Origin of the sequence: Burkholderia sp. AU32262, assembly GCF_020419985.1 — a bacterium.
Classification (GTDB): Bacteria; Pseudomonadota; Gammaproteobacteria; order Burkholderiales; family Burkholderiaceae; genus Burkholderia; species Burkholderia semiarida.
This window is the reverse complement of the sequence record NZ_JAIZRS010000004.1, coordinates 235,625-259,992: the sequence shown is the minus strand read 5'-3', so window position 1 is coordinate 259,992 and position 24,368 is coordinate 235,625. Positions and strand designations below refer to the sequence as shown.

Below are 24,368 nucleotides of genomic sequence, written 5' to 3'. Positions count from 1 at the left end.
GATGCCGCCGGCGCGCGGCCGGTCAGCCGATCGCGACGGGGCGGGCCGTTGCGGCGAGCAGGAATGCTTCCATCGCCGCGACCAGTGCGAGTGGGGTTTCGTTCATCGGATAGTGGCCCGCGTTGCGCAGCACGTCGACGCTGGCGAGCGGATAGCGTCGCAGATAGGTGCGGGCCATCAGCGCCGCGTCGAACGCCGGATCGTGCTCGCCGATCAGTACCTTGACCGGATGGATGCCCGTGATGTCTCCGCTGAAATCCGTATCGGCCCACGCGCGGAAGTACGCGCCGAATGCCCGCGCCGACGAACAGGCGGCCGAATACGCGGCTTTCCACTCGATCCAGGCGGCGGGCAGCCGGTTGCCGGTGCTGCGGTCGATGATGGTGCGGCGATCGGCGAGGTGGTCGGCAGCGCGCTCGAATAGCGCGCGTCGCGCGGCGTCGAACGGCAGACCGCCGCACGGGACGGGCGCGATCGGCACCAGCGCGCGCACGCGGTCGGGCGCGAGGGCGGCGATCTTCTCGATCGCCATGCCGCCCATCGAATGGCCGACCAGACTGAAGGTCGGGAAGCCGAGCGCGTCGGCGAGCGCGAGCGTGTCGGCGGCGATCTCGTCGATCGTGTAGTTGCCGCGGGCGTCGCGCATGCGGCCGTAGCCTCGGTAGTCCATGAAGACATAGCTGAAGTGCTCGCGCGACAGCCACGCCTCGAGAGGTTCGAACGCGCGGGCGTCGCCGAACCAGCCGTGCAGCACGAGAACAGGGTGGGGGCCGTCCCCCACGCGATGAAACGTATTCGGCATGTCCGCTCCGATGAGGTTGCCCGCCGGCCGATCCGGCCGGCGGGTGTTGCGGCCGAGAGGTCGCGCAACGGTGGAGCGGATCGTAGATCGTTCGAAGGCGACCCGCCTTCGATATCGGGTCATTGATGATGGAATTCGGGCTAGATCCTTACGAACACATTCCCCGGAGCGTGGTCGTGACCGCCAACGACTTTGCGGCGGGCATGACGTTTCCGGAGCACGCGCACGTGCGCGGACAATTCGCGTTCGCGTCGCGCGGCACGATCAGCGTGTCGACGCCGCACGGCCGATGGCTAGTGCCGCCGCAGCGCGCGTGCTGGGTGCCGGCCGGCGTGCGGCACGAAATGACGATGACCGGGCCGGTCACGATGCTCAACGCATTCGTGACCGTCGACGCCGCGCAGGCGGCCGGGCTGCCCACCCAGTGCGGCGTGTATGGCGTGTCGCCGCTGCTGCGGCAACTGATCGACGATGCGATCGATTTGCCGGCCATGTACGACGTCGACGGTCGCGCGGGCAAGCTGATGGATCTGCTGGTTGCGGAAATCGCGACGATGCCGCGCCTGTCGCTGCATGCGCCGCTGCCGGCCGACGCGCGGCTGGCGAAGGTGTGCCGGCACCTGTTCGCGGCGCCGTCGATCGCGGCCGATCTCGACCGGGTCGCGGCCGACGCGGGCGTGAGCCGGCGCACGTTCACGCGGCAGTTCCGTGCGCAGACGGGTGTGAGTTTCGCCGCGTGGCGCCAGCAGGTGTGCATGCTCGCGGCGATTTCCCGCCTGACCGACGGGCAGCCGGTGACGCGCGTCGCGCTCGATCTCGGCTATGCGAGCGCGAGCGCGTTCACGTCGGCGTTTCGCCGCATTCTGGGCGACACGCCGAGTCGCTATCTGGAGATTCGTCGCTAGACGCCAGGATTCGGCACGAGCCAAGCGCTTGCGTGGGCCGCCGCGCCAAAAACGCGCCAAAAAAATACGCGTCCGCCAACTTCGGCCAGACGCGTTTAAAGGCACTCTGTCTGAAAAAATGCGCGGGCCGCCTGCCGGGCAGCGTCGCGCATCATCCCTGTCATTGTCTCTTCGTGCGATTCAATTCTGTCGGCTCGCGGCGGATAACGAAGCATACGCCGCATAACGCGCAAACGATATCGTGTCGCCCATACGACTGATGTGCTGTCGCAGCATGCGTTTCGATCGCGCGTTCGATATCGGCACGGGAAGCCAATGACGCCGGGCGTCCGCAGCCGCCGTGCATCACGACGCGGCGCACCATCGAAGGGTGGCCCGAAACGCCGTGTGGCGCGATGCCGGTCGGTATCGCGCCACACGGCGGTGCGGTGGCAGGCGAAGCCTGCCGCATGCGTCAAACGTCGAAGAATACGGTCTCTTCCGGCCCCTGCATGCGGATGTCGAAGCGGTAGACGATCGGGCGGCCCGGCTGCGCGTCGCGTTTCGCGACGAGCGTCGCGCGGCGCTCGGCCGGCACCGCGTTCAGCACGGGGTCGACCGCGTTCGCGGCTGCTTCGTCGTCGAAGTACACGCGCGTGAACGCATGGGTGAGGATCCCTCGCATCATCACGGTCACGTTGATGTGCGGCGCCTCGTCCGCGGCGACGCGGCCCGGCTTCACCGTCTCGACGACGAAGCGCTGCTGCGGATCGGTGCCCGTGCCGACCCGCGCGAAGCCCGTGAAGCCGGATTTCGCGACGTCGTCGCGCGACGCGGGGTAGCGGCCGGCGGCGTCCACCTGCGTGAATTCGAGCACCGCGTCGCCCACGACGTTGCCGTCGCCGTCGAATACCTGCCCGACCAGCAGCACATGCTCGCCTTCGGCGTGCGCGGCGGCGATCGTCGGCGTGAACAGGCTTTTCAGGTCGTAGCCGTATTGCTGCGGGCACAGGCCGTACGCGAAGTACGGGCCGACCGTCTGCGAAGGGGTTTGCTTCAGCGTCGTCATGGTTCAGCGCTCCATCGGGGTGGCGTCGCGGCCGCGCAGCACGATGTCGAATTCGTAGCCGAGCGCATAGCCTTCTTCTGTGATGTCCATCGAGAAGCGCGAGATCAGGCGCTCGCGCGCTTCTTCGGGCGTGCCCTGGAAGATCGGGTCGTACGCGAGCAGCGGATCGCCGGGGAAGTACATCTGCGTGACGAGACGCGAGCCGAAGTAATCGCCGAACAGCGAGAAGTGGATGTGATTCGGGCGCCACGCGTTCGGATGGTTGCCCCACGGATATGCGCCGGGCTTGATCGTCAGGAAGCGGTAGCGGCCTTCGTCGTCGGTCAGGCAGCGGCCGGCGCCGAGGAAGTTCGGATCGAGCGGCGCGTCGTGCTGGTCGACCTTGTGCACGTAGCGGCCGGCCGCGTTGGCTTGCCACACCTCGACGAGCGTGTTGCGCACGGGCTTGCCGCCTTCGTCGAGCACGCGGCCGGTGACGACCATCCGCTCGCCCAGCGGCTCGCCGTTCTTCACGGCGTTCTTCGTCAGGTCGTGGTCGAGCGCGCCGAGATCTTCCGCGCCGTAGACGGGCGCGTACTGGTCGCGCAGCTTCTCCTTCAGCGGAATCAGCGGGCGGGTCGGGCCGCGCTTCACGGATGAACGGTACTCGGGGTGAACATAGGCCGGATGCGACGGCCAGTCGCGCGGCGTGAGGATCGTGGGGGAATCCATCGGGCGTCTCCTGTCAGGTTTTTTCGCGAAGTGGATGGCACGACTTTAGCCAATCCGGAAAGTTATGCAAAATGACCTTTTTTCGCGAATCGCATAACAGTTCGTTATGTTTTTGCCCGCAATGAAAATTCCGCCGGACAGAAAGCCTGTCCGGCGGAAAAAAGCGATCGGGCTTCGCGTCGTCGGCGACGACCCCGTGCACGGCCCTCCAGCCAGCCCGTCACTGTTTTTTGTCGTTCGTTCTCGTTGTTATCCGGTCTCCCCGAGCGTGCCCGTCGTCATGGACGGCCGGGATCGAGCACGATCCCGTCGAATTCGAGCGCCAGCGTGCCGCTGCGCAGCAGGGCCGCGGGTGTCGCCGCGTGGCCGGCGCCGAGCACCTCGGTCACGTACCGCGTGCAGAAGCCACGCCGCGCCCGCGGCTTGAAGCGACTGCCGAGCAGCGCATCGATCCGCTGTTCGGCCAGCGCATGCGCGTGACGCTGCGCGTCGGCCGACGCCGCCGCGACACGGCGCGCCAGTGCGATGCGTCCGCCGTCGGTACGGGCGACGAAGCGCGACAGCGGCGTGAGCTTCGTCCACGCGAACGCCGCCGGCTCGGCGATCACCGGTTCGTCGCCCGACGTATCGACGACGATGCCGAAGCGATTGGCCCAAGTGCCCGATGTTTCGACCGAGCCGTTCGCACCGGCGGCGGCATCCGGCGCACCGGCCGGCACGCGGATGAACACCAGATCGCCGACATGCGCGCCGGCGGCCAGCGTGCGCACGGTGGCGAGCGGCATCGCGCGATCGGTGCCGCGCGCATCGCGCGGTGCGGTGTGGTGCGGTTCGCAGGCGGCTGTGTCGATTCGGGTGGTCATTTCGGCTCCGTCGTTGCGTGACAGGACGGAGCGGATTATGCAGACAAGTAACCCAAAGTGCTGATGTGGATGTGCGAGTGGCCTAATATTCGACCTCGAGCATCATTTTTCGATACCGCCATGACCGAGACCGCCCAACTCATCGAAACGCTGAAGCGCCAGTTGAAGGCGCAGGGCATGACTTACCGGGACGTCGCGCGTGCGCTCGACGTCTCCGAGACGAGCGTGAAGCGGCTGTTCGCGAGCGGCCGCTTCACGCTGGAGCGCGTCGTGGAGATCGCGCAGTTGCTCGGCTATACGCTCGCCGAGCTCGTGCAGGAGGCGTCGGCGTCCGCGCCGCGCCTGCGCGTGCTGACCGAGCAGCAGGAGGCGTTGCTCGTGTCGGACGAGAAGCTGCTGCTCGTCGCCGTCTGCGCGATCAACTACTGGACCGTGCAGGACATCGTGTCGGCCTACCGTCTCACGCAGGCCGAGTGCGTGAAATACCTGCTGATGCTCGACCGGATGAACGTGATCGCGCTGCTGCCCGGCGACCGGATTCGCGTGCGCGTCGCGCGCGATTTCGACTGGCTGCCGGGCGGGCCGATTCGCCGCTACTTCCATGCGCACGTGCTCGACGACTTTCTCGGCAGCCGCTTCGACGGCCCGGGCGAGACGATGACGTTCCTGCAAGGGATGCTGACGGATGCTGCCGCCGCGGAGCTCGAACAGGAACTGCGGCGGCTTGCCAGCAAGGCGGCGGCGCTGCACGCGGAGTCGTCGTCCGCGCCGCTCGGGCAGAAGCACGGCACGGCGCTGCTGATCGCGAAACGGATCTGGGAGCCGACCGGATTCCACGCGCTGCGGCGTCATGCCTGACGTCGCCGGAAAGCTTGGGCCTTTCCGGGAAGTTATGCAAAATGGCGATTCATCGTCATTCGCATAACCATCCGTTATGAACAACCGTATCGCCGACGGCCGCGTCAAATTCCGTCACCTGCAGTGTTTTCTCGCGGTCGCGCAACTGGGCGGCGTGCAGAAGGCGGCCGAAAGCCTGTCGATCACGCAACCGGCCGTGTCGAAGACGATCGCCGAACTGGAGACGATCCTCGGCGTGAAGCTGTTCGAGCGCGGCCGGCACGGCGCGCAGCCGACCCGCGAGGCGCAACTGTTCATGCCGCACGCGAACGCGTGCGTGCTGGCGCTGCGGCAGGGCGTCGGGCTGCTGGCACGCGAGGGCGGGGCCGCCGCCGCGACGCTGGAAATCGGCATGCTGCCGACCGTCGCGGCCTCGCTCGCGCCGGCCTTGATGAAGGCGCTGACCGCACGCTGGCCGCGCATCGTCGTGCGGATCGCGACGGCCGCGAACGCCGACTTGCTGGAGCGCCTGAAATCCGGGGCGATCGAATGCGCGATCGGGCGGCTGTCGGAGCCCGAACGGATGATCGGGCTCGCGTTCGAGCAGTTGTACAACGAGCCGCTCGCCGCGGTCGTGCGCGCCGGCCATCCGCTGCTCGCGAGCGCGGCGCCGGCCACCGAGCTCGCACGCTATCCGGTCGTGCTGCCGCCGTTCGGCACGTTGATCCGCCAGTCCGCCGAGCAACTGCTCGGCGCATGCGGCGCGCCGCCGCTCGATTCCTTCATCGAGGTGCTGTCGGTATCGGTCGCGCGCGCGCTGGCGCTCGAGAACGACGCGGTCTGGTTCGTGCCGCTCTATGCGGCGGAATACGATCTGTCGGCCGGCGCGCTGGCGCGCCTGCCGCTACCGTCGGCGGGCACCGACGAGCCGGTCGGGCTCGTGCTGCGCACCGATGCGCAGCCGTCGCCCGTCGCGCGGACGCTGATCGATGCGGTGCGCGACATCGCACGGTCGCGGTTCGGCGATGCGCGAGCGCCTCGGGCGCCACGCGCGGCGCGCAAGCCTGCTCGCGACAAGCGTTGATCCATCGGGCCTGACGATGCGCCGGACCCGACCTCTCTTCTTGCCGCGGGATCGGCCATCCGGTCAGTAGCCGTCATCGGGGTGCTTGGCATATCGTACCGTTTTTGATACGATGGACGACAAGACGATGGCGAGACAGCAGATTCAGGTCACGCTCGGCGTGCGGTTCTTCCGGACGGCTCGCGGCAACGAGCCGGTGCGCGAATGGCTCAACGCGCTCGGGCGACTGGAGCGAAGGGCGATCGGCGAAGAGATCAAGACCGTTCAACTCGGCTGGCCGCTCGGCATGCCGCTGGTCCGGAAGATGGCGAAGGATCTATGGGAGATCCGCGTGACGGTGCCGGGGCGAAGCGCACGCGTGCTGTTCACGGTCGTCGGCGACACGATGGTGCTGCTGCACGGCTTCTTCAAGCAGTCGCGAGCCACGCCGTCGGACGATCTCGACGTCACCGTCGCGCGCCTGAAAACGCTGACGCGCGCCATTTGAATTCCCCGGTTGCGCCGGAACGCACCGTCTCCGACGGTCGGGCAGCCGGCAACGCCATGCACCAGGAGTACGACATGACGACCACGAACAATCCGTATATCGGCAGCGATTTCGACGCCTTCCTCGAAGCGGACGGCAACCTCGAAGCGGCCACCGCCACCGCGATCAAGCGCGTGATCGCGTGGCAGATCGGGCAGGAAATGAAGGCGCAGCACATCACGAAAACGGCGATGGCCGCGCGGATGAAAACCAGCCGCGCCGCGCTCAACCGGCTGCTTGACGAAACCGACACGAGCCTCACGCTGGCGACGCTCGCGAGCGCGGCCGCCGCGCTCGGCAAACGGCTCAGCTTCGAGCTCGTGCCGGCCTGAGCGGCGCGAACGAACGGCGCGCGGCCGGATCGACGCGATCGTTCACGCGGCGAGTTGTCGAGCGCCGGCCCGCGTGCGCATGCCGGGTCATCGACGCGCTCGGGTGATCCGCAGATACAGCAACGCGCCGCCCGCGAGCAGCAGCGGGCACAGGAAATACCAGCCGGTCGTCACGAACAGCCCGGCCACCGCAATCAGCGAAATCCACGCGCAGCGATACGCGATCCCGCCGCGCGGCAGCAGCTTCAGCGCGGCCGCCGCGCCGAGCCCGTACACCATCACGAAACATCCGGACGTCACGAGCACGAGCGGCTTCGGCCCGACGTCCGACAGCGTCGTGGCGGCCAGCGCGATGGCCGCGAGCACGGCAATCACGCCGAGGCTGCGGCGCGGCACGCCGCCGACCTGGCTGCCCTGTGCGAGCCACGCAGGCAGCGCGCCGTCGCGTCCGAGCGCCGCGCCGAGCTTCGCCGCGCCGGCAAAATACGCGTTCATCGTGCCCAGCGTGAGCAGCAGCGCGGCGGCCGCCGCGAGCACCTGCGCATGGCCGCCGATGCCGCCCGCGATCAGTTCGGCGAGCGGCGCGCCCGATGCGCCCGCGGAAGGCCCGAGCACCGTCACGCTCGCGGCGGCGACCGACAGATACAGGAACCCGACGACCACGACCGCGATGCCGGCCGAACGCGGCATGTCGTGCGCGGGCCGGCGGAATTCGGCCGCGAGATGCGTGATCGCTTCCCAGCCGGCGAAGCTCCATACGAGCAGCGCGGCGGCCTGGCCGACCGCGAGCCAGCCGTGCGGGGCGAACGGATGCAGGTTCGCGGTGCGTGCATGCGGCGCGGATGCGAGCACCGCTGCGAGCAGCAGCGCGACGAGCAGCGCCGACAACACGAGTTGCATGCGGCCCGACACGGTAACGCCGAATGCGTTCGCGGCCGATACGACGGCGATCAGTGCGGCGGCCGTGACGATGATCGTCGTGTGTCCGCCGCCCGTGACAGCGGCGACGTAGGCACCGCCGAACATTGCCGCGGCCGGCGCGCCGGCCGGCACCGCGAAGTAGAAGCACCAGCCGACGACGGCCGCGGCCTTCGGGCCGAATGCGCGCCGCGCGTAGGTCGACACGCCGCCCGCATCGGGATAGCGGGCGCCGAGTGCGGCGAAGGTGGCCGCGAGCGGCCCGGACAGCACGACGAGCGCGGCCCACGCGAGCAGCGAGGCCGGCCCCGCCACGTCGGCGGCGAGCGCGGGGAGCGCGATCACGCCGGTGCCGAGCACCGCGCCGATATAGAGCGCGGCGCCCTGGAAAATGGTCAGCGAACCCGCGTGATGGGCAGCGGGCGAATCGGCATGCGAACGCATGAGCGGCAGTCTCCGGAAGTCTTGTTTTGTGTGGGTGACGCGCGGAACTTCGCGCGGTCGATCGTTCGATGCTAACCGAACGAGGGTGCCCGCGCGGCGCGGCGATCAGTAGTCGGGTGCCGCGTGCGTGTCAGCCGATGTCAGCAGGAACGCGCGAGCCGCAAGCGTGCCTCCTCGCGCGCGGCGGGCGACAGGTCGGGCGCGTAGTGGAACGTACCCGATACCAGCGATGCGACGGGCACGCCGTCGCGGAACAGCACGCGATTGCCGGCCAGCGCCGGTACCTTGTCGCCGGGCAACAGCGTGCCGACGAGATTCAGCGGATCGGCGCCCGTCACGCAGATGTACTGTCCGTCGCCCGGTTGCCGCCGCAGTTCGCGCAGGATCGGGATGGCCTCGGGCAGCGCGAATTGCTCGCCCGCGAGCCCGGCGACGAAGCGTCCGCCGCGAATCTCGCCGCGTGCTTCGAGGCGCTGCAGCACGCGCACGAGTTCGCGCCAGCTCGGCAGCCAGTCGGCTTCGCGTTCGAGCAATCGCCAGAACACGACGCCGTAGCGGCGCAGCAGCGTCCATACGATATGTTCGAGCGCGTCGGGATCGGTCGTGGCGAGGCCGCGTTTCGCCGCGGGCGCGTCGCCGTCGGGCCGCGGATGACGCTGCACGAGCGCCCAGCGGCCCGCGTCGTCCATCCCGCCGATCAGTGCGCCGCCGCGCCGCGTGCGCGGCGCATAAGTCGCGCTGCGCTTGACGGCCGGCTTCAGCAGCGCGCGCAGGCCCGCGTAGCTGTCCGCATTCACGAGGCCGGCCGACACGAGTTCGCCGAGCGCCTGTTCGAGTTCGACGGGCAGCATGTGCAATTCGTCGAGCAGCGCGTCGAAGAACATCGCGCCGTGCGCGGCAAGCGCATCGCTCACTTGCGTGGCGCGTGCGGACAGCGTCGGTTGCGCATCGGGATCGCGTAGCGCCTGCCATGCAGAGAGATGGCGGCGCGGCAGCAGCACGATCGGCGTCGTCTTCACGGGCGTGCCGGCCGCGCGCGCCGGCGCGCCGATGCGCGTCCACACCAGCTTGCCCGAGCGGCACAGCTCGTCGAGGCTGCCCGCCGTGTAGTCGGTGAGACGCGCGGGCAGCAGCGCGTCTTCCCACGCGCTCGCCGCCGCCTCGTAGCCTTCGAGCTGTTCGACCACGGCCGCCAGCGCGTCGCGGCCGGCGCCGCGCGTGTCGGGTGCCAGATGTTGCCAGTGGAACAGGAAACGCATGAAATCGGCGCGTTCGACCGGCTCGATCTCGCGGCGCAGCCGCTTCACCGTATAGCGATGAATGCGCGCGAGCAGGTGGCGTTCGCACCATTCGTCGGTCGTCGCGCCCGGCGTGAAGCGGCCGCGCATCACGTAGCCTTCGCGCTCCAGCGCCGCGAGCGCCGTCGCGATCGACGCGGGCGGCAGGCCGAGCGGCGCGGCGATCGCATCGAGCGTCAGCGGCCCGAAGCCGGTGAGCCGCGCGCGCATCACGTCGACGAGCGCCGCATCGGCTTCCCACGGCTGCGCGCACGCGGCCGGCACCTTGAGCGCGGGTGTCGTGCGGGCGTCGGGATGCAGTGCGCGCAGGCAGACGAGCCGCTCGACCGGCACCCACAGCGCGGCACCGCCCGGGGTCGCGAGTTTCGTCGCGCGGCGGCGTTCCGCGAGTTCCGCGAGTCGCTCGGGCCAGCCCGCGTGCGCGTGCGCCTCGCCGTCGGCCACGCACGCGAGGGTGAGCAGTGCGTCGTGCATTTCGTCGGCGTCGCGCACGAGCGGCCACGCTTCGTCGCGCACCGCGTCGATCGCGTCGGCGTCGAGCGCGCCGAGATCGTCGGTCGATTCGGGATCGCTCCAGCGGCGCGACTGCACGGCCTGCGTGCGGCGTTCCTCGAGCGGCGCATCGTCGAGGAACGCGTAGGGCTTCGCGTTCAGGATCTCGGCCGCGAGCGGGGACGGCGCGGGCAAGTCGCGCGCGACGAGCTCGATCGCGCCGCTTTCGATCCGGCGCAGCAGCGCGAGCCAGCCGTCGGTGTCCATCGCGTCGTGCAGGCAATCGTCGAGCGTCTGGTCGACGAGCGGGTGATGCGGAATCTCGCGTTCGCCGACGATGTTCTCGAGGCACGCGACCTGATCGGGGAACACCGTCGCGAGCAGGTCGTCGCTCTTCATCCGCTGCAGTTGCGGCGCGGTGCGCCGGCCGCCGGTGAAGCGCGGCAGCGCGAGCGCGGTGGTCGCGTTCCAGCGCCAGCGCACGCCGAACATCGGCGCGTCGAGCAGCGCCTGGATCAGCACGTGTTCGGCGCTGGCCGAACGCAGGTAGCGCCACACTTCGTCGAGCGCGAAGCTGTGCGCGAGCGACAGCGACAGGATGATCGCGTCGTCCGTCGCGGCGGCCTGCAGTTCGAAGTTGAAGCTGCGGCAGAAGCGCTTGCGCAACGCGAGCCCCCAGGCACGGTTGATCCGGCTGCCGAACGGCGAATGGATCACGAGCTGCGTGCCGCCCGATTCGTCGAAGAAGCGCTCCATCACGAGCGTGTCCTGCGTCGGCAATGCGCCGAGCGCGGCGCGGGTGCGGGCGAGGTAGTCGGCGATCTGGCGCGCGGCGTCGGGCGACAGCCGGAGATCGTCGACGAGCCAGCGCAATGCGGGCGCGAGGCGGCTGTCGCTGGGCGCGAGCGCAGTGGCGGTTGAGGCTTGTGCGTCGGCTTCCGCTTTCGCATTGCTCACCGTGTTGCCGCCCGCGCGCTTGCGCCCGGCGGCGCCGGCCTGCCGGTCGCCTTCGGCGAACAGCGCGTCGAGCCGCGCGCGCAGCCGGCCGACCGCCGCCGACAGCTCGTCGCTGCGCCCGAGTCCTTCGCCGAGCCAGAACGGAATGCCCGGCGATTGCCCGTGCGCGTCCTCCACGCGCACGCGGCCCGTTTCCACGCGAATGATCCGGTACGACTGATTGCCGAGCTGGAACACGTCGCCGGCCAGGCTCTCGACCGCGAAATCCTCGTTGACGGTGCCGACCTGGATGCCCTGCGGTTCGAGCAGCACCGCGTAGTCGGCCATGTCGGGGATCGTGCCGCCGGAGGTGGTCGCGGTCATCATCGCGTTGCGGCGGCCGCGCACGGTGCCGCCGACCACGTCGCGGTGCAGGTACGCGCCGCGCACGCCGCGACGGCTCGTGAATCCCTCGGCGAGCATCTTCATCACTTCGTCGAAGCGTTCGCGCGTCAGCCGCGCATACGGCGCGGCGCGCGTAAAGCTCGCATACAGTGCGTCCTCCTGCCACTCCGTGCACGCGACTTCGGCGACGATCTGCTGCGCGAGCACGTCGAGCGGCGCTTCGGGAATCCGCAGCGCATCGAGTTCGCCGCGTCGCACGCAGTCGAGCAGCGCCGCGCATTCGACCAGTTCGTCGCGCGACAGCGGAAAGAGCCGCCCCTTCGGCACGCCGCCGACATGGTGCCCCGAGCGGCCGACGCGCTGCAGGAACGGCGCGATGCCGCGCGGCGAGCCCACCTGGCAGACGAGATCGACGTCACCGATGTCGATGCCGAGTTCGAGCGACGCGGTCGCGACGAGCAGCTTCAGTTCGCCGCGCTTCAGGCGCTGCTCGGCGTCGAAGCGGTGCTCCTTCGCGAGACTGCCGTGATGCGCGGCGATCGCGTCCTTGCCGAGCCGGTCGGCAAGATGGCGCGCCATGCGCTCGGCCGTGCGCCGCGTGTTGACGAACACCAGCGTCGTGCGATGCGCGGCCGCGAGCCCGGCGATGCGGTCGTACACCTGTTCCCATACGTCGGTCGCCATCACCGGTTCGAGCGGCACGTTCGGCAGTTCGAGCGCGAGATCGCGCTCGCGCGTGTGGCCGGTGTCGACGATCGCGCAGTCGCGCGGCGCGTCGGCCGGCCCGCCGACGAGAAAGCGCGCGACCGCGTGGATCGGCTTTTGCGTGGCCGACAGCCCGATGCGCGGCAGCGCGCGGCCGACCAGCGCGTCGAGGCGCTCGAGCGACAGCGCGAGATGGCTGCCGCGCTTGGACGACGCAAGCGCATGGATTTCGTCGACGATGACCGAGCGCACGTTCGACAGCATCTGCCGCCCCGACGTGGACGACAGCAGCACGTACAGCGATTCGGGTGTCGTGACGAGGATGTGCGGCGCGCGCTTGCGCAGCGCGGCGCGCTCGGCCTGCGTCGTGTCGCCGGTGCGTACCGCGGTGCGGATCGCCGGCACCGGCAGGCCGAGCTGCGCGAGCGATTCGGCGATGCCGGCGAGCGGCGCGTCGAGGTTCACGTGGATGTCGTTCGACAGCGCCTTCAGCGGCGATACGTAGACGACCAGCGTCGCGTCGGGCAGCGTGCCGTCGTGCGCGAGCGCATCGCGCACCAGCTCGTCGAGCGCGCACAGGAACGCGGTGAGCGTCTTGCCCGAGCCGGTCGGCGCGGCGACGAGCGTCGAGCGGCCGGCCTTGATGTGCGGCCACGCGAGCGCCTGCGCGCCGGTCGGCGCGGCGAACGTGCGCGTGAACCACGCGGCGACGGCCGGGTGGAACACGTCGAGCGCACGGGCGGCGGGGTGGGGAGCTGTGACGTCCATCGGAGCGTTGAAATAGGGTGCGAGCGTGCGGACACATCGCACGCGAGTCGAATCGTCAGTGTGCCAGACGCCGCGCGGGCGTGCGGGGCATGCGTACCGACGATTCCAATGCAGATGGGGGGCTGCACCGCGCTTTCAATGGACGGAAAGTTGCGTGCCCGTCGGCACGCCGAGCGCGCGCTGAATTGTGTCGAATTGCAACTTGGGGGCGAGCCCCACGGCTGAATTTTCCGAAACACGGAACGTGCGTTACCAGCGCGAACCGTCCCTAGACGCGATGCAGCCAGCCGAGCCAGTGTTGGACCAGCGGCGCACGCGACCACAGCGACTGCGCGAGCCACAGCGTGCCGCCCCATGCGGCGACCACGACGATCAGGTCGCAATGCCCGCTGTTCCACAGGTTCAGCGAATGACGCCGCCAGATCCACGGTACGCCGAGCGGATTGGGCCAGTCGGCGAGCAGATGCATCACGCCGCCGCAGGCGAAGCCGAACAGCGGCGCGGCCCACGTCGGATGCGGATGATGGACGAGCCCGTGCCACCCGAGCGCGAGCAGCGCGATCCAGCCGATGCCCCAGTGCGTGATGGTGCGATGCGTGATCCACAGCCGGCGCTTGCGGGTCCACCAGGCGACTTCGAGCCAGTCGGGCGCGGTGCCGCCCGCGACGCCCGCCGCGAACGCGGCAAGCATGCCCGAGTGCCACGGGCCGGTCGCGCCGGTTTGCGCGACGAGGATGGCGGCGGCGACGCCGGCTGCGAAGCCGGATGCGTGATGCGCATTGTGTGATGCCATAGGGAGCGAGACGAAGAAACGTGAAGCGGCGCGTGCACGAAACGATGATGCGGCGCGCAAGCGGGGCGCTATCTTCGCAGATCGAACTGTGCAGCGGGCGGCTGGTTCGCAGATTTTTTCGCACCCGCCGCGGGGCTGGCCGTATGGTTCGCAACTTTCGGTTTTGTGCGTTGCGCGCTGGCGCGCGTCGCCGACGATGCCGAACGACTCGCGGGCGCGTCGCGGCGCCGCAACGTGACCGCGCGCACGCAATCGGCGACGCTTTCGTCGCACCTCACGTGTTCGACCCTTTTTGTCCCCCTATACTACGAAGCCGGCATATGGCCGTCGGCGCGCTGGCGGCCATCCACGGATCAGGTGCTTTTCCTGCCTGAAGGAGATCCACATGGGGGACATGCAATGACTACGCTGAATCGCTTCAAATCATCCGCCGCCGTGTTGGCGACGGTGGCCGGCATCGGCTTCCTGCCGAACGCGCCGGCCTACGCGAAAGGGCCGCAGCCCGCGGTCCTGACGAGTTCCGCGGTGGCGGTGGCCGACAAGTACAGCGCGGATGCCGCGGAGCGGATCTTCAAGGAGGGCGGCAATGCGATCGACGCGGCCGTCGCGATCGCGTTTACGCTCGCCGTCACGTACCCGGAAGCCGGCAACATCGGCGGCGGCGGCTTCATGACGATCTACAAGGACGGCAAGCCGTACTTCATCGATTACCGCGAGCGCGCGCCGCTCGCCGCGACGAAGGACATGTACCTCGACAAGGACGGCAACGTCGTCAAGGGCATGAGCCTGTACGGCCCGCGCGCGGTCGGCGTGCCGGGCACGGTGGCGGGCATGTGGGAAGCGCAGAAGCGCTTCGGCAAGCTGAAGTGGAAGCAGGTGCTCGCGCCGGCGATCCACTATGCGCGCGACGGCTTCGTCGTCGATGAGCAACTGGCGCAGCGCGGTGTCGACGCGTCGAAGGAATTCGGCGGCAAGACCAATTTCGACAAGTACTTCTCCGGCCTGAAGGCCGGCGCGAACTTCAAGCAGCCCGATCTCGCCGACGTGCTGACGCGCATCGCGGACGGCGGCGCGGAAGGTTTCTACAAGGGCAAGACGGCCGAGCTGATCGCCGCGTCGATGAAGACCGGCGACGGCAACGGGCTGATCACGACCGAGGATCTCGCGCAGTACCGCGCGGTGTGGCGCCAGCCGGTGCAGGCGAAGTGGAACGGCTACGACGTGATCACCGCGCCGCCCCCGAGTTCCGGCGGCATCGGCCTCGTGCAGTTGCTGAAGATGAAGGCCGATCTCAAGCAGGACTTCGAGGGCGTGAAGCTCAACTCGCCGCAGTACATCCATCTCGTCGCGGAAATCGAGAAGCGCGTGTTCGCCGACCGGGCGCAGTATCTCGGCGATCCCGACTTCTACAAGGTGCCGATCGCGCAGTTGACCGACGACGCATACATCGCGAAGCGCGCGGCCGAAGTCAACCCGAAGGAGCCGTCGGATACCAAGAGCGTGCAGCCGGGCCTCGGCACGACGATGCCGGAGAAGGCCGAAACGACGCACTTCTCGGTGGTCGACAAATGGGGCAACGCGGTGTCGAACACGTACACGATCAACGGCTATTTCGGCTCGGGCGTGATCGCCGACGGCACGGGCATCGTGCTGAACGACGAGATGGACGACTTCTCCGCGAAGCCGGGCGTCGCGAACATGTTCGGCGTGGTCGGCAGCGACGCGAACGCGATCGAACCGAAGAAGCGTCCGCTGTCGTCGATGTCGCCGACGATCATGACGAAGGACGGCAAGGTGTCGCTCGTGATCGGCACGCCGGGCGGCTCGCGCATCTTCACGTCGATCTTCCAGGTGATCAACAATATCTACGACTTCAAGATGCCGTTGAAGGAAGCGGTCGGCGCGATGCGATTCCATCACCAATTGCTGCCGCCGAACACGATCTTCTGGGAGCCGTACCACCCGATCGAAGGCGAACTCGCGAAGCAGATCGAGGCGCGCGGCTATACGCTGAAGGGGCAGGATTTCAGCGGCGACATCCAGGTCATCAAGATCGACGGCAAGACGCCGGAAGCGATGGCCGATCCGCGCGGGCGGGGCGTGACGCGGATCATTCGTTGAGGGTGACGTTGACGTGAAGCGATGCGTGCGCGTCGGCGAAAGCAGCCGCGTACGCCGTTCGGCAGCCGGTGTGTCGACCCGGCTGCCGATTTTTTTGGCTGGTCGTTCGGATGAAGCCCGCGATCCGCGGTTGCCCCCATTTTCATGAATTTGACGCGCGACGCTGGGATAATGGCCGAGTTTGGCTGCGTCAACGATGGAAGGAGGCCCCATGGGCGACAAGGATACCCGCGAGACCGAGGACAACCGCGCCGATACGAACTCGATGGAAGCGCGCCGGCGCCGTTTCGAAGAGGATCTCGTCGACGCGTACGACGAAGAGCTCGAGATGGAGCTCGACGACCGCCGCTTCGACAACGGTGAAGACCTGTTGTTCTCGCCCGAGCGTCGCGAAGCGCGCAAGGAATATTTCCGCGAGCTGTTCCGCTTGCAAGGCGAGCTCGTGAAACTGCAGGACTGGGTCGTGGAAACCGGGCACCGGCTCGTCGTGATTTTCGAGGGGCGTGACGCGGCCGGCAAGGGCGGTGCGATCAAGCGCATCACGCAGCGCCTGAACCCGCGCGTGTGCCGCGTCGCCGCGCTGCCCGCGCCGAACAACCGCGAACGCACGCAATGGTACTTCCAGCGCTATGTCGCGCATCTGCCGGCAGGCGGCGAGATCGTGCTGTTCGACCGCAGCTGGTACAACCGCGCGGGCGTCGAGCGCGTGATGAATTTCTGCACCGACGACGAGTACGAGGAATTTTTCCGGTCGGTGCCGGAGTTCGAGAAGATGCTCGTGCGCAGCGGGATCCAGATCGTCAAGTACTGGTTCTCGATCACCGATCGCGAACAGGAGATGCGCTTCCAGAGCCGGATCGAGGATCCGCTGAAGCAGTGGAAGCTGAGCCCGATGGATCTCGAAAGCCGCCGCCGCTGGGAGGCTTATACGGCCGCGAAGGAAGAGATGCTGCAGCGCACGCATATTCCGGAGGCGCCGTGGTGGGTCGTGCAGGCCGTCGACAAGAAGCGCGCGCGGCTGAATTGCATTCACCATCTGCTCGGCCAGGTGCCGTATCACGAGGTGCCGCGCCCGACGATCGATCTGCCGCAGCGCGAGCATCACGAGGATTACATCCGCCGGCCGGTGCCGGACCACATGATCGTGCCGGACGTCTATTGAGCGGTTCGGGGCGGCTGGATCGGCCACGGAGGCGCGCCGTGCCGCGCGGCGCGCGTTACTCCCGGATCAGGAACGCGGCGCGGTCGCGGCCGGCGATCCAGGCGGGCGTGCGACCGCGTCCGCTCCAGGTGGCGCCCGTCGCCGGATCGCGATATTTCGCGCCGATGGTGAACAGCTTCGCGCGACCGCTGTAACCCTGCCCGAAGACCTCCCGCGCGGTCAGCGCATGATCCGTCACGATCTGGCGTACCTGCATCAGTGCCGCTTGGCGTTCGCGGCGGCGCGCGGCCCGGATGCGCCGATCCAGTTCCGCGAGCTGGGCCTGCAGTTTTTGCAGTTGCATGCGTCCGATATCCCCGTCGCTGAATTCTGATGATTGGCAGAGGTGCGATGTGCCGCATGTCTGCACGCCCGACCAGACGTTGGCAGAACGCATGGCGGGCAACACCGGAAGATTAAGTTTCAGCGCGCGGGTTTTCTATCGGACGCATCCGATTTTTCACGGGAATCTGTCCGCCTTACAGTGCGGGGAAGCCCGCGCGTCCTTGCGTCAGGTCGAACAGTTCGGATTTTGCTGCCGCCTCGGCCGTTTCCGGCAGCTTGATCACGAGCTTCACCGTCATCCCGTAAGCGCTGTCCACCAGATCGTAGCCGGCCTGTTCGATCCAGCGGCGCACGCGCGCCTCTTCCGGGTAGCCGATCTCGATCGCGAGCCGCGTGTGGCGAATGCGCTCGACGCGTTCGGCATCGAGCAGCGCCGATGCGATCGCATCGGTGTACGCACGCACCAGCCCGCCCGCGCCGAGCTTCACGCCGCCGTAGTAACGCACGACCGCGCCGAGCACGCCGTCGAGATCGTGATGGCGCAGCACTTCGAGGATCGGCCGGCCCGCCGTGCCGGACGGCTCGCCGTCGTCCGACATGCCCGACTGGCCGCCGGCCAGCAGCGCCCAGCACACGTGGGTGGCCGCCGGATGCTCGTCGCGCAGGCGTTGCAGTACCCGCATCGCGGCATCGCGGTCGTCGACGGGAACCGCGTACGCGATGAAACGGCTCTTGCGGATCTCGAGTTCGCGGACGTAAGAGGTGGCGAGCGAGTAACTCATGCGTCGCGACGCGGAAAGTGTAGGGAAATCAAGGCGATGATGGCTGGTCGATGCGTTTGGCGTTGGCCTGCGGACGGATATCGTCTGCATGAGCGGAGGGCGAAGACGGAATTTTACCGTGGCGCGCGCCGGAGCATTTCGGTGACGCGCGGCATCAACGTATGCCGATCGACGAGCGCAGCGCCGCGGCCAGCGTGCGCAGCGCCTGCCGGGCACGCGCATCGGTCAGGCTCGAGTAGAGCACCACGTCGCGCGTCGGCAACGGCGGGAGCCCGTAGCGCATCCCCACGTCGACGGTGCCGGCGGGCGCGACGCGATGCCCGAGCGCCGCGACGGCCAGGCCCGCGGACACCGCCGCGCCGATCGTCGCCACGCCGCCGCCGACAAAGACTTCCGTCCACGCGACGCCGGCTTCGTCCAGTGCGCCGACCGCCATGCGGCGCACGCTGCACGGTTCGGCCTGCGTGGCGAGCCGCAGCGGTTGCGGCGGATGGTACTCGAAATCGGCCGCCGCCATCCAGCCGAACGACTCCGACAGGATCGTTTCGCCGTCGAGCCGCCGGCTGTCGTGCTGCAATGCGACGGCCGCATCGAGCTGGCCGCGATCGAACGCATCGAGCACGTCACGCGACGTGGCGACGCGAATCTCCAGCACGAGCGCCGGCTCCGCTTCGCTCATCCGCCGCAGCAGCATCGGGAGATCGGCGCCGACGACATGGTGACTGACGCCGATCACGAGCCGTCGCTGGCTCGTGCCGAACGCGCTGATCGCACCATGGTGAGCGGCCACCAGTTCGCGCGCCGGTTCCAGGAACGCGGTGCCGTCGGCCGACAGGCGAACCTGCCGCGGCGTGCGTTCCAGCAGGCGGCGGCCGAGCCCGTCTTCCAGCCGCTTGATCTTCAGGCTCACCGCGGACTGCGTCGTGTTCAGCGCTTGCGCGGCCCGCGTGAAGCTCCTGAGGTCGGCGGTCAGCACGAATGCCTGCACGGCTTCGATGTCGAGCGTTTTCATCGCATCCTTCTTCATTTCAGAATCGAATCATTGAAATATTCTGCCATCTACTTTTTAAATGATTCAAGGTCTTTTACGCTGGCTCCATGTCGTCCGGAATACCGTCCGTTTTCTTTCGCCAGGAGTCGATCATGCTGACCGCGTACTACGTGCACCGCCTGCCGGCGGATTACGACCTCGACATCATCCGCCATCGCGTGCGCGAGCGCGGCAGGCTGTGGGACGACACGCCGGACCTGCTGTTCAAGGGCTTCCTGCTGCGCGAGGCCGGCCGCCACGGCGCGACGGAAAACGGCTACGCATCGTTTTATCTGTGGCGCAACGAACAGGCGTTCGCGCGGTTCGTGACGGACGGCCGCTATCGGGTCGTGACGGACAGCTTCGGCCGCGCGCCGATCGATACGCGGGTTGCGCTCGATGCACGCAAGGGCAGTGCGTCGGCGGGACGTTTCGCGCGTCTCGAAACCATCGAGATTCCGGCGGACGCCGATCTCGATGCGGCATTGGCGCGGGAGATCGCACGCAATCGCGAAGCGGCGGCTCGGCAGGGTGTGGTCGCGGCGGCCGTCAGTCTCGATCCGCTGCGCTGGCGGCTCACGCGTGCGCTCGTGACGGAACATGAGCCGGACGACGGCGGCGCGGGCACGGTGTACCAGGTCCTGCATCTGGCAACGCCGTTGCTCGACACGCTGGAAGCGGGCGGCGCGTGATGGCCGGCATCGCGTCGCGATTGCCGACCGGCGTGGTGATTGCCGCGCATCTGGCGGGTGTGGTGGCAGGCATCGCCGCGATTGCGGCGCTTGCGACGGTGCTGGCGCTGCTGGTCAGGTAAAGCGCTTCAGCGCGCCGAGGGTTTGCGCGGGAGCGCCGCACGCATGATGCACGGCGCCCCCGGTCGCTTCATCGTCGCTCGTTCAATGGCTCTGCAAGCGGATATCGCGCGACGACGCGCCGACATACACGGTTCCGCCCGGCACGACCCGCCAGCCGTTGCGCGACGTATCCCACACGCTCTGCATCCGCGGCGACACGGTCACGCGCACGCGCCGGGCCTCGCCCGGATTCAGCCGGATCTTGTCCCAGCCGACCAGCCGCTTCGGCGGCTCGTCCTTGTACGGCACGCCGAGATAGACCTGCGGCGTTTCCGCGCCGGCCACGCGCCCGTCGTTGCGCACGGTAAACGCGACGCTCAGCGAGCCGTCCCATTGCTTCGACACCGACAGGCCCGAATACGTGAAGTGCGTATACGACAGGCCGTAGCCGAACTCGAACATCGGCTTGATGTTGCGCGCGTCATACCAGCGGTAGCCCATGTTCAGCTTTTCCGCGTACACCGGGTCGGTGTCGAACGCGCCGTTTTGCCCCCACGTCGGCGAATCCTGATCGCGCGCCGGGAACGTCACGGGCAGCTTGCCGGACGGATTGACCGCACCGAACAGCACGTTCGCGATCGCCTTGCCGCCGGCTTCGCCCGGATACCACGCCTCGACGATGGCCGACACGTTGTCCTTCCACGGCATCAGCACCGGATTGCCGCTCTGGACGACGACGATCGTATGCGGATTCGCGCGCGCGACGGCTTCGACGAGCGCATCCTGGTTCGACGGGTTCGCGAGGCTCAGGCTCTGCAGCTCGCCGAAATCCTCGCCGGCCGGCTGCGCGACCACGACGATCGCGACGTCCGAGCGGCCCGCGAGCGCCGCGGCCTGGTCGATTTCCTGCTGCGTGTACGCGCGGAACGGCGACTGCTGGTCGCTGTTGCCCGCATACGTGACCTGTGCGGCCGGCGCCAGCGCGCGAATCGCCGCGACGATCGGCACGTCGACCTTGAGCCACGGATTGCGCCACCAGCTGCACCCGGTCGACGACCCGAACGTCAGGCCGCCGCAACCGGCGAACGAACCCGATACCGGATCGCGCGTGTTGCCCGAGCCGCCGCCGGACAGCACGGCCGAATCTGCATGGCCGCCGATCACGGCGATACGCGACAGCGCCGACGCGACGAGCGGCAACTGGTTGCCGTCGTTCTTCAGCAGAACGATCGATTGCTCGGCGGCCGCCTGCGCGAACCGGTTCCCGGCCGCGAAATCGATCGTGCCGCCGCCCTGGGCCGGATCGTCCATCACGCCGACGCGGATCATCACCGCGAGCTTGCGGCGCACCATGTCGTCGAGGCGCGCGGTCGACACCGAGCCGTTCGCGATCGCCTGCTTGACGGCCGCCGGCGTCAGGTACACGCTCGGCCCGACGTCTTCTTCCTCGTCGAGGCCGGCGTTGATCGCGGCGGCGGTGCTGTGCGTGGCGCCCCAGTCGGACTGCACCTGGCCCTGGAAGCCCCATTCGTTCTTCAGCACGTCGTTCAGCAGGTGGGGGTTCTCGCACGCATAGGTGCCGTTCAGGCGGTTGTAGCTGCACATCACGCTGCCGGGCCGGCCGCGCTTCGCGGCGATCTCGAACGGCAGCAGGTACAGCTCGCGCAGCGTGCGCTCGTCGATCTGCGTATTGCCGCCCATCCGGCCGTGCTCCTGCTCGTTGCCCGCGTAGTGCTTGATCGTGGCGATGACTTTTTGCCGCTGCGTGGCGAGCGTGCGTTCGGCGAGCAGGTCCCCGGCGAGCAGCGGATCCTCGCCGAGATACTCGAACAGGCGGCCGCCGCGCGGCTCGCGCGCGAGGTTGGTGCCGCCGGCGAGGCCCATGCCGAATCCTTGCGCACGCAACTGGATCGCGACCTGCTTGCCGTAGTCGTACGACAGCCGTCGATCCCAGCTCGCGGCGACCGCGATCGTGGCCGGGAACGTCGTGCTGGCCTGCGACGTGCTGCCGGAGCCGGTCGCCGAATCGACCATGTTGAGATCGGGAATGCCGAGCCGCGGCACGCCCTGGATGTAGCCGGCGCCGCCGCCCGGCACCTTGGACATTTCGTATTGCGAATGAATGAACTGGAGTTTTTCGTCGAGCGTCATCTTGCGCACGAGCAGGTCGGCGCGCCGTTGCGCGGCGGCCGATGCGAACGTGTCGATCGCGTCGCCCTGCGCATTGAAATCGGCGTCGCCGGCGTAGGCGGTGGTGCAGAGGGTCGCTGCCAGCACGACGGCCGGCCAGAGGGTGTCCCGCATGTTGTTCTCCATGATCGTATTGCCGGTTGTTCGGATGATGTCTGGAGCTGCGTACGTCCGGTGGATTCGCACCGGACGCATTCGGCTGGCGAAGCAGGGTGGTTGCGCGTCGGCATGCCAGGCCGGGCGGGGAATCGTTACGGCCGGTTGGGCCCGATCGAACCAGACGGACGGCGACGCGGACCGCCCGGCACTGTCGAATCGGATGTAGCGGTTCTCTGCTGCGGCTAATGGTATGAATGTAGTTTGACTACAGCATCGGTATTTCTACCGATACGTGTGATCTTTATTTCGTAGGGGCGCGCGGCGGGGTGGAAAGGCGGTCATCGTTCCCGATCGGACATGCGCGGCGGAGTAAGAAGTACCTGCGCGCGAGCGTTCCGACGGGCGGGAGGTCGGGAAGCGTGTGCCCGCGCGATACGGTTGGTTGCGCAAGCATCGAATGGAACACCGGCGGATGCCGGCCGCGTCGGGGCGGAGCCGAGCAGCACCGACGGCGTGCTAGCCGCGTCGCGCGACCGGACTGCCGGGCATTGGAATTCCGGCGCGATAGACGACGGTCGCGAGTGCCGCGGCCACCGCGGCCTCGGCCGTCAGCACGGCGACGGCGGCGCCCAGCTCGGCGAAGTACTTTGCGAGCACGGGTACCAGCACGATGTTCAGAATGCCCGATGACATCAGGATTCGCGTGAATGCCGACTTCATCCCGAGCGGCAGCATCGTCTGCACGCCGAACAGGTCCGTCATGCCGGCCATGAACGGAATGAAGGCCATCCAGCGCAGCACCTGGACCGTCGGTTCGTACGAGGGCCCATAGAGGATGCGCACGGCGAGCGGCGCACCGAAGAAGATCGCGAGCGAGATGCCGAGCACCATCGCGACCTGCACGACGAACAGCTTGCGCAGGAACGAGAACGCGTCGTTGCGCGCGTGCCGCATCAGGTAGCTGATGCGCGGATAGGTGGCGGCCTTCAGCGGCTGCAGCATGCTGAGCGCCGCGCGGATCAGCTTGTCGCCTGCGGCGAAGTAACCGGCCGCGACGTTGCCCGAGACGAAGCCGAGCAGCACGGTGTTGGTCGACGCGTAGAACGCGATCGACGTCGACGCGAGAAACACCTGCCAGCCGCCTTTCAGCGATTCGGCGATGTCGGCCGCGCCGACGCGCACGAAGTCGATTTCGCGGTTGAAATACAGATAGGCCGCCAGCGCGATCGCGGACAGCGTCGGCACCGCCGCGTTGACGATCATTGCACGGTCGATGTCCGCCGGGCTGTGCACGAGCGCGAACATGGCCGGCAGGCTCAGGATGCGCCCGATGAACAGGATCACGCTGAGCGCGCGCAGCTTTTCCATTCCCTGGAAATACCAGCCCGGCGTGAACGCCACGCCGGCGACCATTCCGAAGCCGATCAGCAACAGATCGCGGTCTTCGCCGAAGCGGCCGACCAGCATGATCAGCCCGACCAGCACGATGAAACAGATCACCGCGATGCCGATCTGCGCGTACAGCGTCGCCCAGAAGATGCGCGAGCGTTCGGCGCGGTTGTCGCGCGCGAGCGCGATGCGTGGCGTGGCGGTCAGGTCGAAGCTGTAGCTCGTGCAGTTGGTGAGATACGCAATGACGGCGAGCGAGAACGCGAGCTGCCCGTAGCCTTCGGGCCCGAGTGCGTGCGTCAGCAGCGGTGCGATCAGGAGCGGCACCGCGTACATCGAAATCTGCAACGTCAGCAGCAGCAGGAAATTCTTCTTGAGGTTTGACATTCGCTCGGTCGGCGCCGTGGGTGTCGCAGGGCGGCGGCATGGGGCCGCGGTGCGCGCGTGCATCCGGTCGGCGCTGACCCGGTTGCATGGGTGGGTGGCGCGTCCGGCGTCGCCCGGTATGGCCACATCGTATGGCGGCCATGATACGGGCCGCACGGGACGGCTCTGTTCGCGAGCCTACCGTTCGCGGATTCCGTTCGTGCGCGCGGCATGCATCCCGACA

The 24,368-nt window shown here is 68.2% G+C and carries 21 protein-coding genes; 9 read left to right on the top strand and 12 right to left on the bottom strand.

Going from position 1 to position 24,368, the window contains the following annotated elements:
* Positions 1 to 22 precede the first annotated feature (22 nt).
* Entirely contained in the window at positions 23 to 802 is a 780-nt protein-coding gene (locus LGN10_RS06415) for an alpha/beta fold hydrolase (RefSeq protein WP_060311082.1), read from the bottom strand.
* A 125-nt stretch (positions 803 to 927) separates the two neighbouring features.
* Between LGN10_RS06415 and LGN10_RS06410 the strand changes: the two genes are divergently transcribed.
* On the top strand, positions 928 to 1,707 hold the full coding sequence (locus tag LGN10_RS06410) for an AraC family transcriptional regulator (protein ID WP_226222460.1): 780 nt from the start codon (positions 928 to 930) through the stop codon (positions 1,705 to 1,707).
* A gap of 454 nt (positions 1,708 to 2,161) precedes the next feature.
* Here LGN10_RS06410 and pcaG read toward each other — a convergent pair whose 3' ends face one another.
* The 3 genes from pcaG to LGN10_RS06395 all read right to left on the bottom strand — a co-directional run bounded on the left by pcaG (position 2,162) and on the right by LGN10_RS06395 (position 4,329).
* On the bottom strand, positions 2,162 to 2,755 hold the full coding sequence (gene pcaG / locus LGN10_RS06405; protein ID WP_226222362.1) for a protocatechuate 3,4-dioxygenase subunit alpha: 594 nt from the start codon (positions 2,753 to 2,755) through the stop codon (positions 2,162 to 2,164).
* 3 nt (positions 2,756 to 2,758) lie between these two features.
* Positions 2,759 to 3,466, bottom strand: coding sequence for a protocatechuate 3,4-dioxygenase subunit beta (gene pcaH, locus LGN10_RS06400; RefSeq protein ID WP_060311079.1), 708 nt, complete (start codon positions 3,464 to 3,466; stop codon positions 2,759 to 2,761).
* Positions 3,467 to 3,744: 278 nt separating this feature from the next.
* On the bottom strand, positions 3,745 to 4,329 hold the full coding sequence (locus LGN10_RS06395; RefSeq protein WP_226222360.1) for a YiiX/YebB-like N1pC/P60 family cysteine hydrolase: 585 nt from the start codon (positions 4,327 to 4,329) through the stop codon (positions 3,745 to 3,747).
* 120 nt (positions 4,330 to 4,449) lie between these two features.
* Between LGN10_RS06395 and LGN10_RS06390 the strand changes: the two genes are divergently transcribed.
* The 4 genes from LGN10_RS06390 (at position 4,450) to LGN10_RS06375 (ending at position 7,108) form a co-directional block, all read left to right on the top strand.
* On the top strand, positions 4,450 to 5,187 hold the full coding sequence (locus LGN10_RS06390; RefSeq protein ID WP_059582244.1) for a helix-turn-helix domain-containing protein: 738 nt from the start codon (positions 4,450 to 4,452) through the stop codon (positions 5,185 to 5,187).
* 76 nt (positions 5,188 to 5,263) lie between these two features.
* A complete protein-coding gene (gene pcaQ, locus LGN10_RS06385) occupies positions 5,264 to 6,250 on the top strand; it encodes a pca operon transcription factor PcaQ (RefSeq protein ID WP_226222358.1) in 987 nt (328 codons plus the stop codon).
* A 127-nt stretch (positions 6,251 to 6,377) separates the two neighbouring features.
* Positions 6,378 to 6,737, top strand: a complete 360-nt coding sequence (locus LGN10_RS06380) for a type II toxin-antitoxin system RelE/ParE family toxin (RefSeq protein WP_059639909.1) — start codon at positions 6,378 to 6,380, stop codon at positions 6,735 to 6,737.
* Between the two features lie 74 nt (positions 6,738 to 6,811).
* Entirely contained in the window at positions 6,812 to 7,108 is a 297-nt protein-coding gene (locus LGN10_RS06375) for an XRE family transcriptional regulator (RefSeq protein ID WP_006479223.1), read from the top strand.
* Positions 7,109 to 7,195: 87 nt separating this feature from the next.
* Here LGN10_RS06375 and LGN10_RS06370 read toward each other — a convergent pair whose 3' ends face one another.
* From LGN10_RS06370 to LGN10_RS06360, 3 genes are all read right to left on the bottom strand, one after another.
* Positions 7,196 to 8,470, bottom strand: coding sequence for an APC family permease (locus LGN10_RS06370; protein WP_059639345.1), 1,275 nt, complete (start codon positions 8,468 to 8,470; stop codon positions 7,196 to 7,198).
* Positions 8,471 to 8,610: 140 nt separating this feature from the next.
* Entirely contained in the window at positions 8,611 to 13,074 is a 4,464-nt protein-coding gene (locus LGN10_RS06365; RefSeq protein ID WP_226222356.1) for a DEAD/DEAH box helicase, read from the bottom strand.
* A gap of 268 nt (positions 13,075 to 13,342) precedes the next feature.
* Positions 13,343 to 13,867: a metal-dependent hydrolase gene (locus LGN10_RS06360; RefSeq protein ID WP_226222354.1), complete on the bottom strand. Its 525-nt coding sequence runs from the start codon at positions 13,865 to 13,867 to the stop codon at positions 13,343 to 13,345.
* Between the two features lie 399 nt (positions 13,868 to 14,266).
* On the opposite strand from LGN10_RS06360, the gene ggt reads away from it, so the two are divergent.
* Entirely contained in the window at positions 14,267 to 15,988 is a 1,722-nt protein-coding gene (ggt, locus tag LGN10_RS06355; protein WP_011547886.1) for a gamma-glutamyltransferase, read from the top strand.
* Positions 15,989 to 16,199: 211 nt separating this feature from the next.
* A complete protein-coding gene (gene ppk2, locus LGN10_RS06350) occupies positions 16,200 to 17,150 on the top strand; it encodes a polyphosphate kinase 2 (protein WP_059639348.1) in 951 nt (316 codons plus the stop codon).
* Between the two features lie 55 nt (positions 17,151 to 17,205).
* On the opposite strand, the gene LGN10_RS06345 is transcribed toward ppk2, so the two are convergent.
* The 3 genes from LGN10_RS06345 to LGN10_RS06335 all read right to left on the bottom strand — a co-directional run bounded on the left by LGN10_RS06345 (position 17,206) and on the right by LGN10_RS06335 (position 19,268).
* A complete protein-coding gene (locus LGN10_RS06345) occupies positions 17,206 to 17,493 on the bottom strand; it encodes an H-NS family nucleoid-associated regulatory protein (RefSeq protein WP_059582226.1) in 288 nt (95 codons plus the stop codon).
* Between the two features lie 175 nt (positions 17,494 to 17,668).
* Positions 17,669 to 18,256, bottom strand: a complete 588-nt coding sequence (locus tag LGN10_RS06340) for an IMPACT family protein (protein ID WP_099317361.1) — start codon at positions 18,254 to 18,256, stop codon at positions 17,669 to 17,671.
* A 154-nt stretch (positions 18,257 to 18,410) separates the two neighbouring features.
* Positions 18,411 to 19,268, bottom strand: a complete 858-nt coding sequence (locus LGN10_RS06335; protein WP_226222458.1) for a LysR family transcriptional regulator — start codon at positions 19,266 to 19,268, stop codon at positions 18,411 to 18,413.
* 131 nt (positions 19,269 to 19,399) lie between these two features.
* Between LGN10_RS06335 and LGN10_RS06330 the strand changes: the two genes are divergently transcribed.
* Positions 19,400 to 19,978, top strand: coding sequence for a DUF4865 family protein (locus LGN10_RS06330; RefSeq protein WP_226222345.1), 579 nt, complete (start codon positions 19,400 to 19,402; stop codon positions 19,976 to 19,978).
* Positions 19,978 to 20,100, top strand: coding sequence for a hypothetical protein (locus LGN10_RS33470; protein WP_256940225.1), 123 nt, complete (start codon positions 19,978 to 19,980; stop codon positions 20,098 to 20,100). Before LGN10_RS06330 ends, LGN10_RS33470 begins: the two co-directional genes overlap by 1 nt.
* Positions 20,101 to 20,182: 82 nt before the next feature.
* Here the strand turns inward: LGN10_RS33470 and LGN10_RS06325 are convergent, their stop codons facing one another.
* Both LGN10_RS06325 and LGN10_RS06320 read right to left on the bottom strand, forming a co-directional pair.
* Complete coding sequence (locus LGN10_RS06325) at positions 20,183 to 22,384, bottom strand: glycoside hydrolase family 3 C-terminal domain-containing protein (RefSeq protein ID WP_226222343.1); 2,202 nt, start codon at positions 22,382 to 22,384, stop codon at positions 20,183 to 20,185.
* 501 nt (positions 22,385 to 22,885) lie between these two features.
* Positions 22,886 to 24,145: an oligosaccharide flippase family protein gene (locus LGN10_RS06320; protein WP_059574652.1), complete on the bottom strand. Its 1,260-nt coding sequence runs from the start codon at positions 24,143 to 24,145 to the stop codon at positions 22,886 to 22,888.
* Positions 24,146 to 24,368 lie beyond the last annotated feature (223 nt).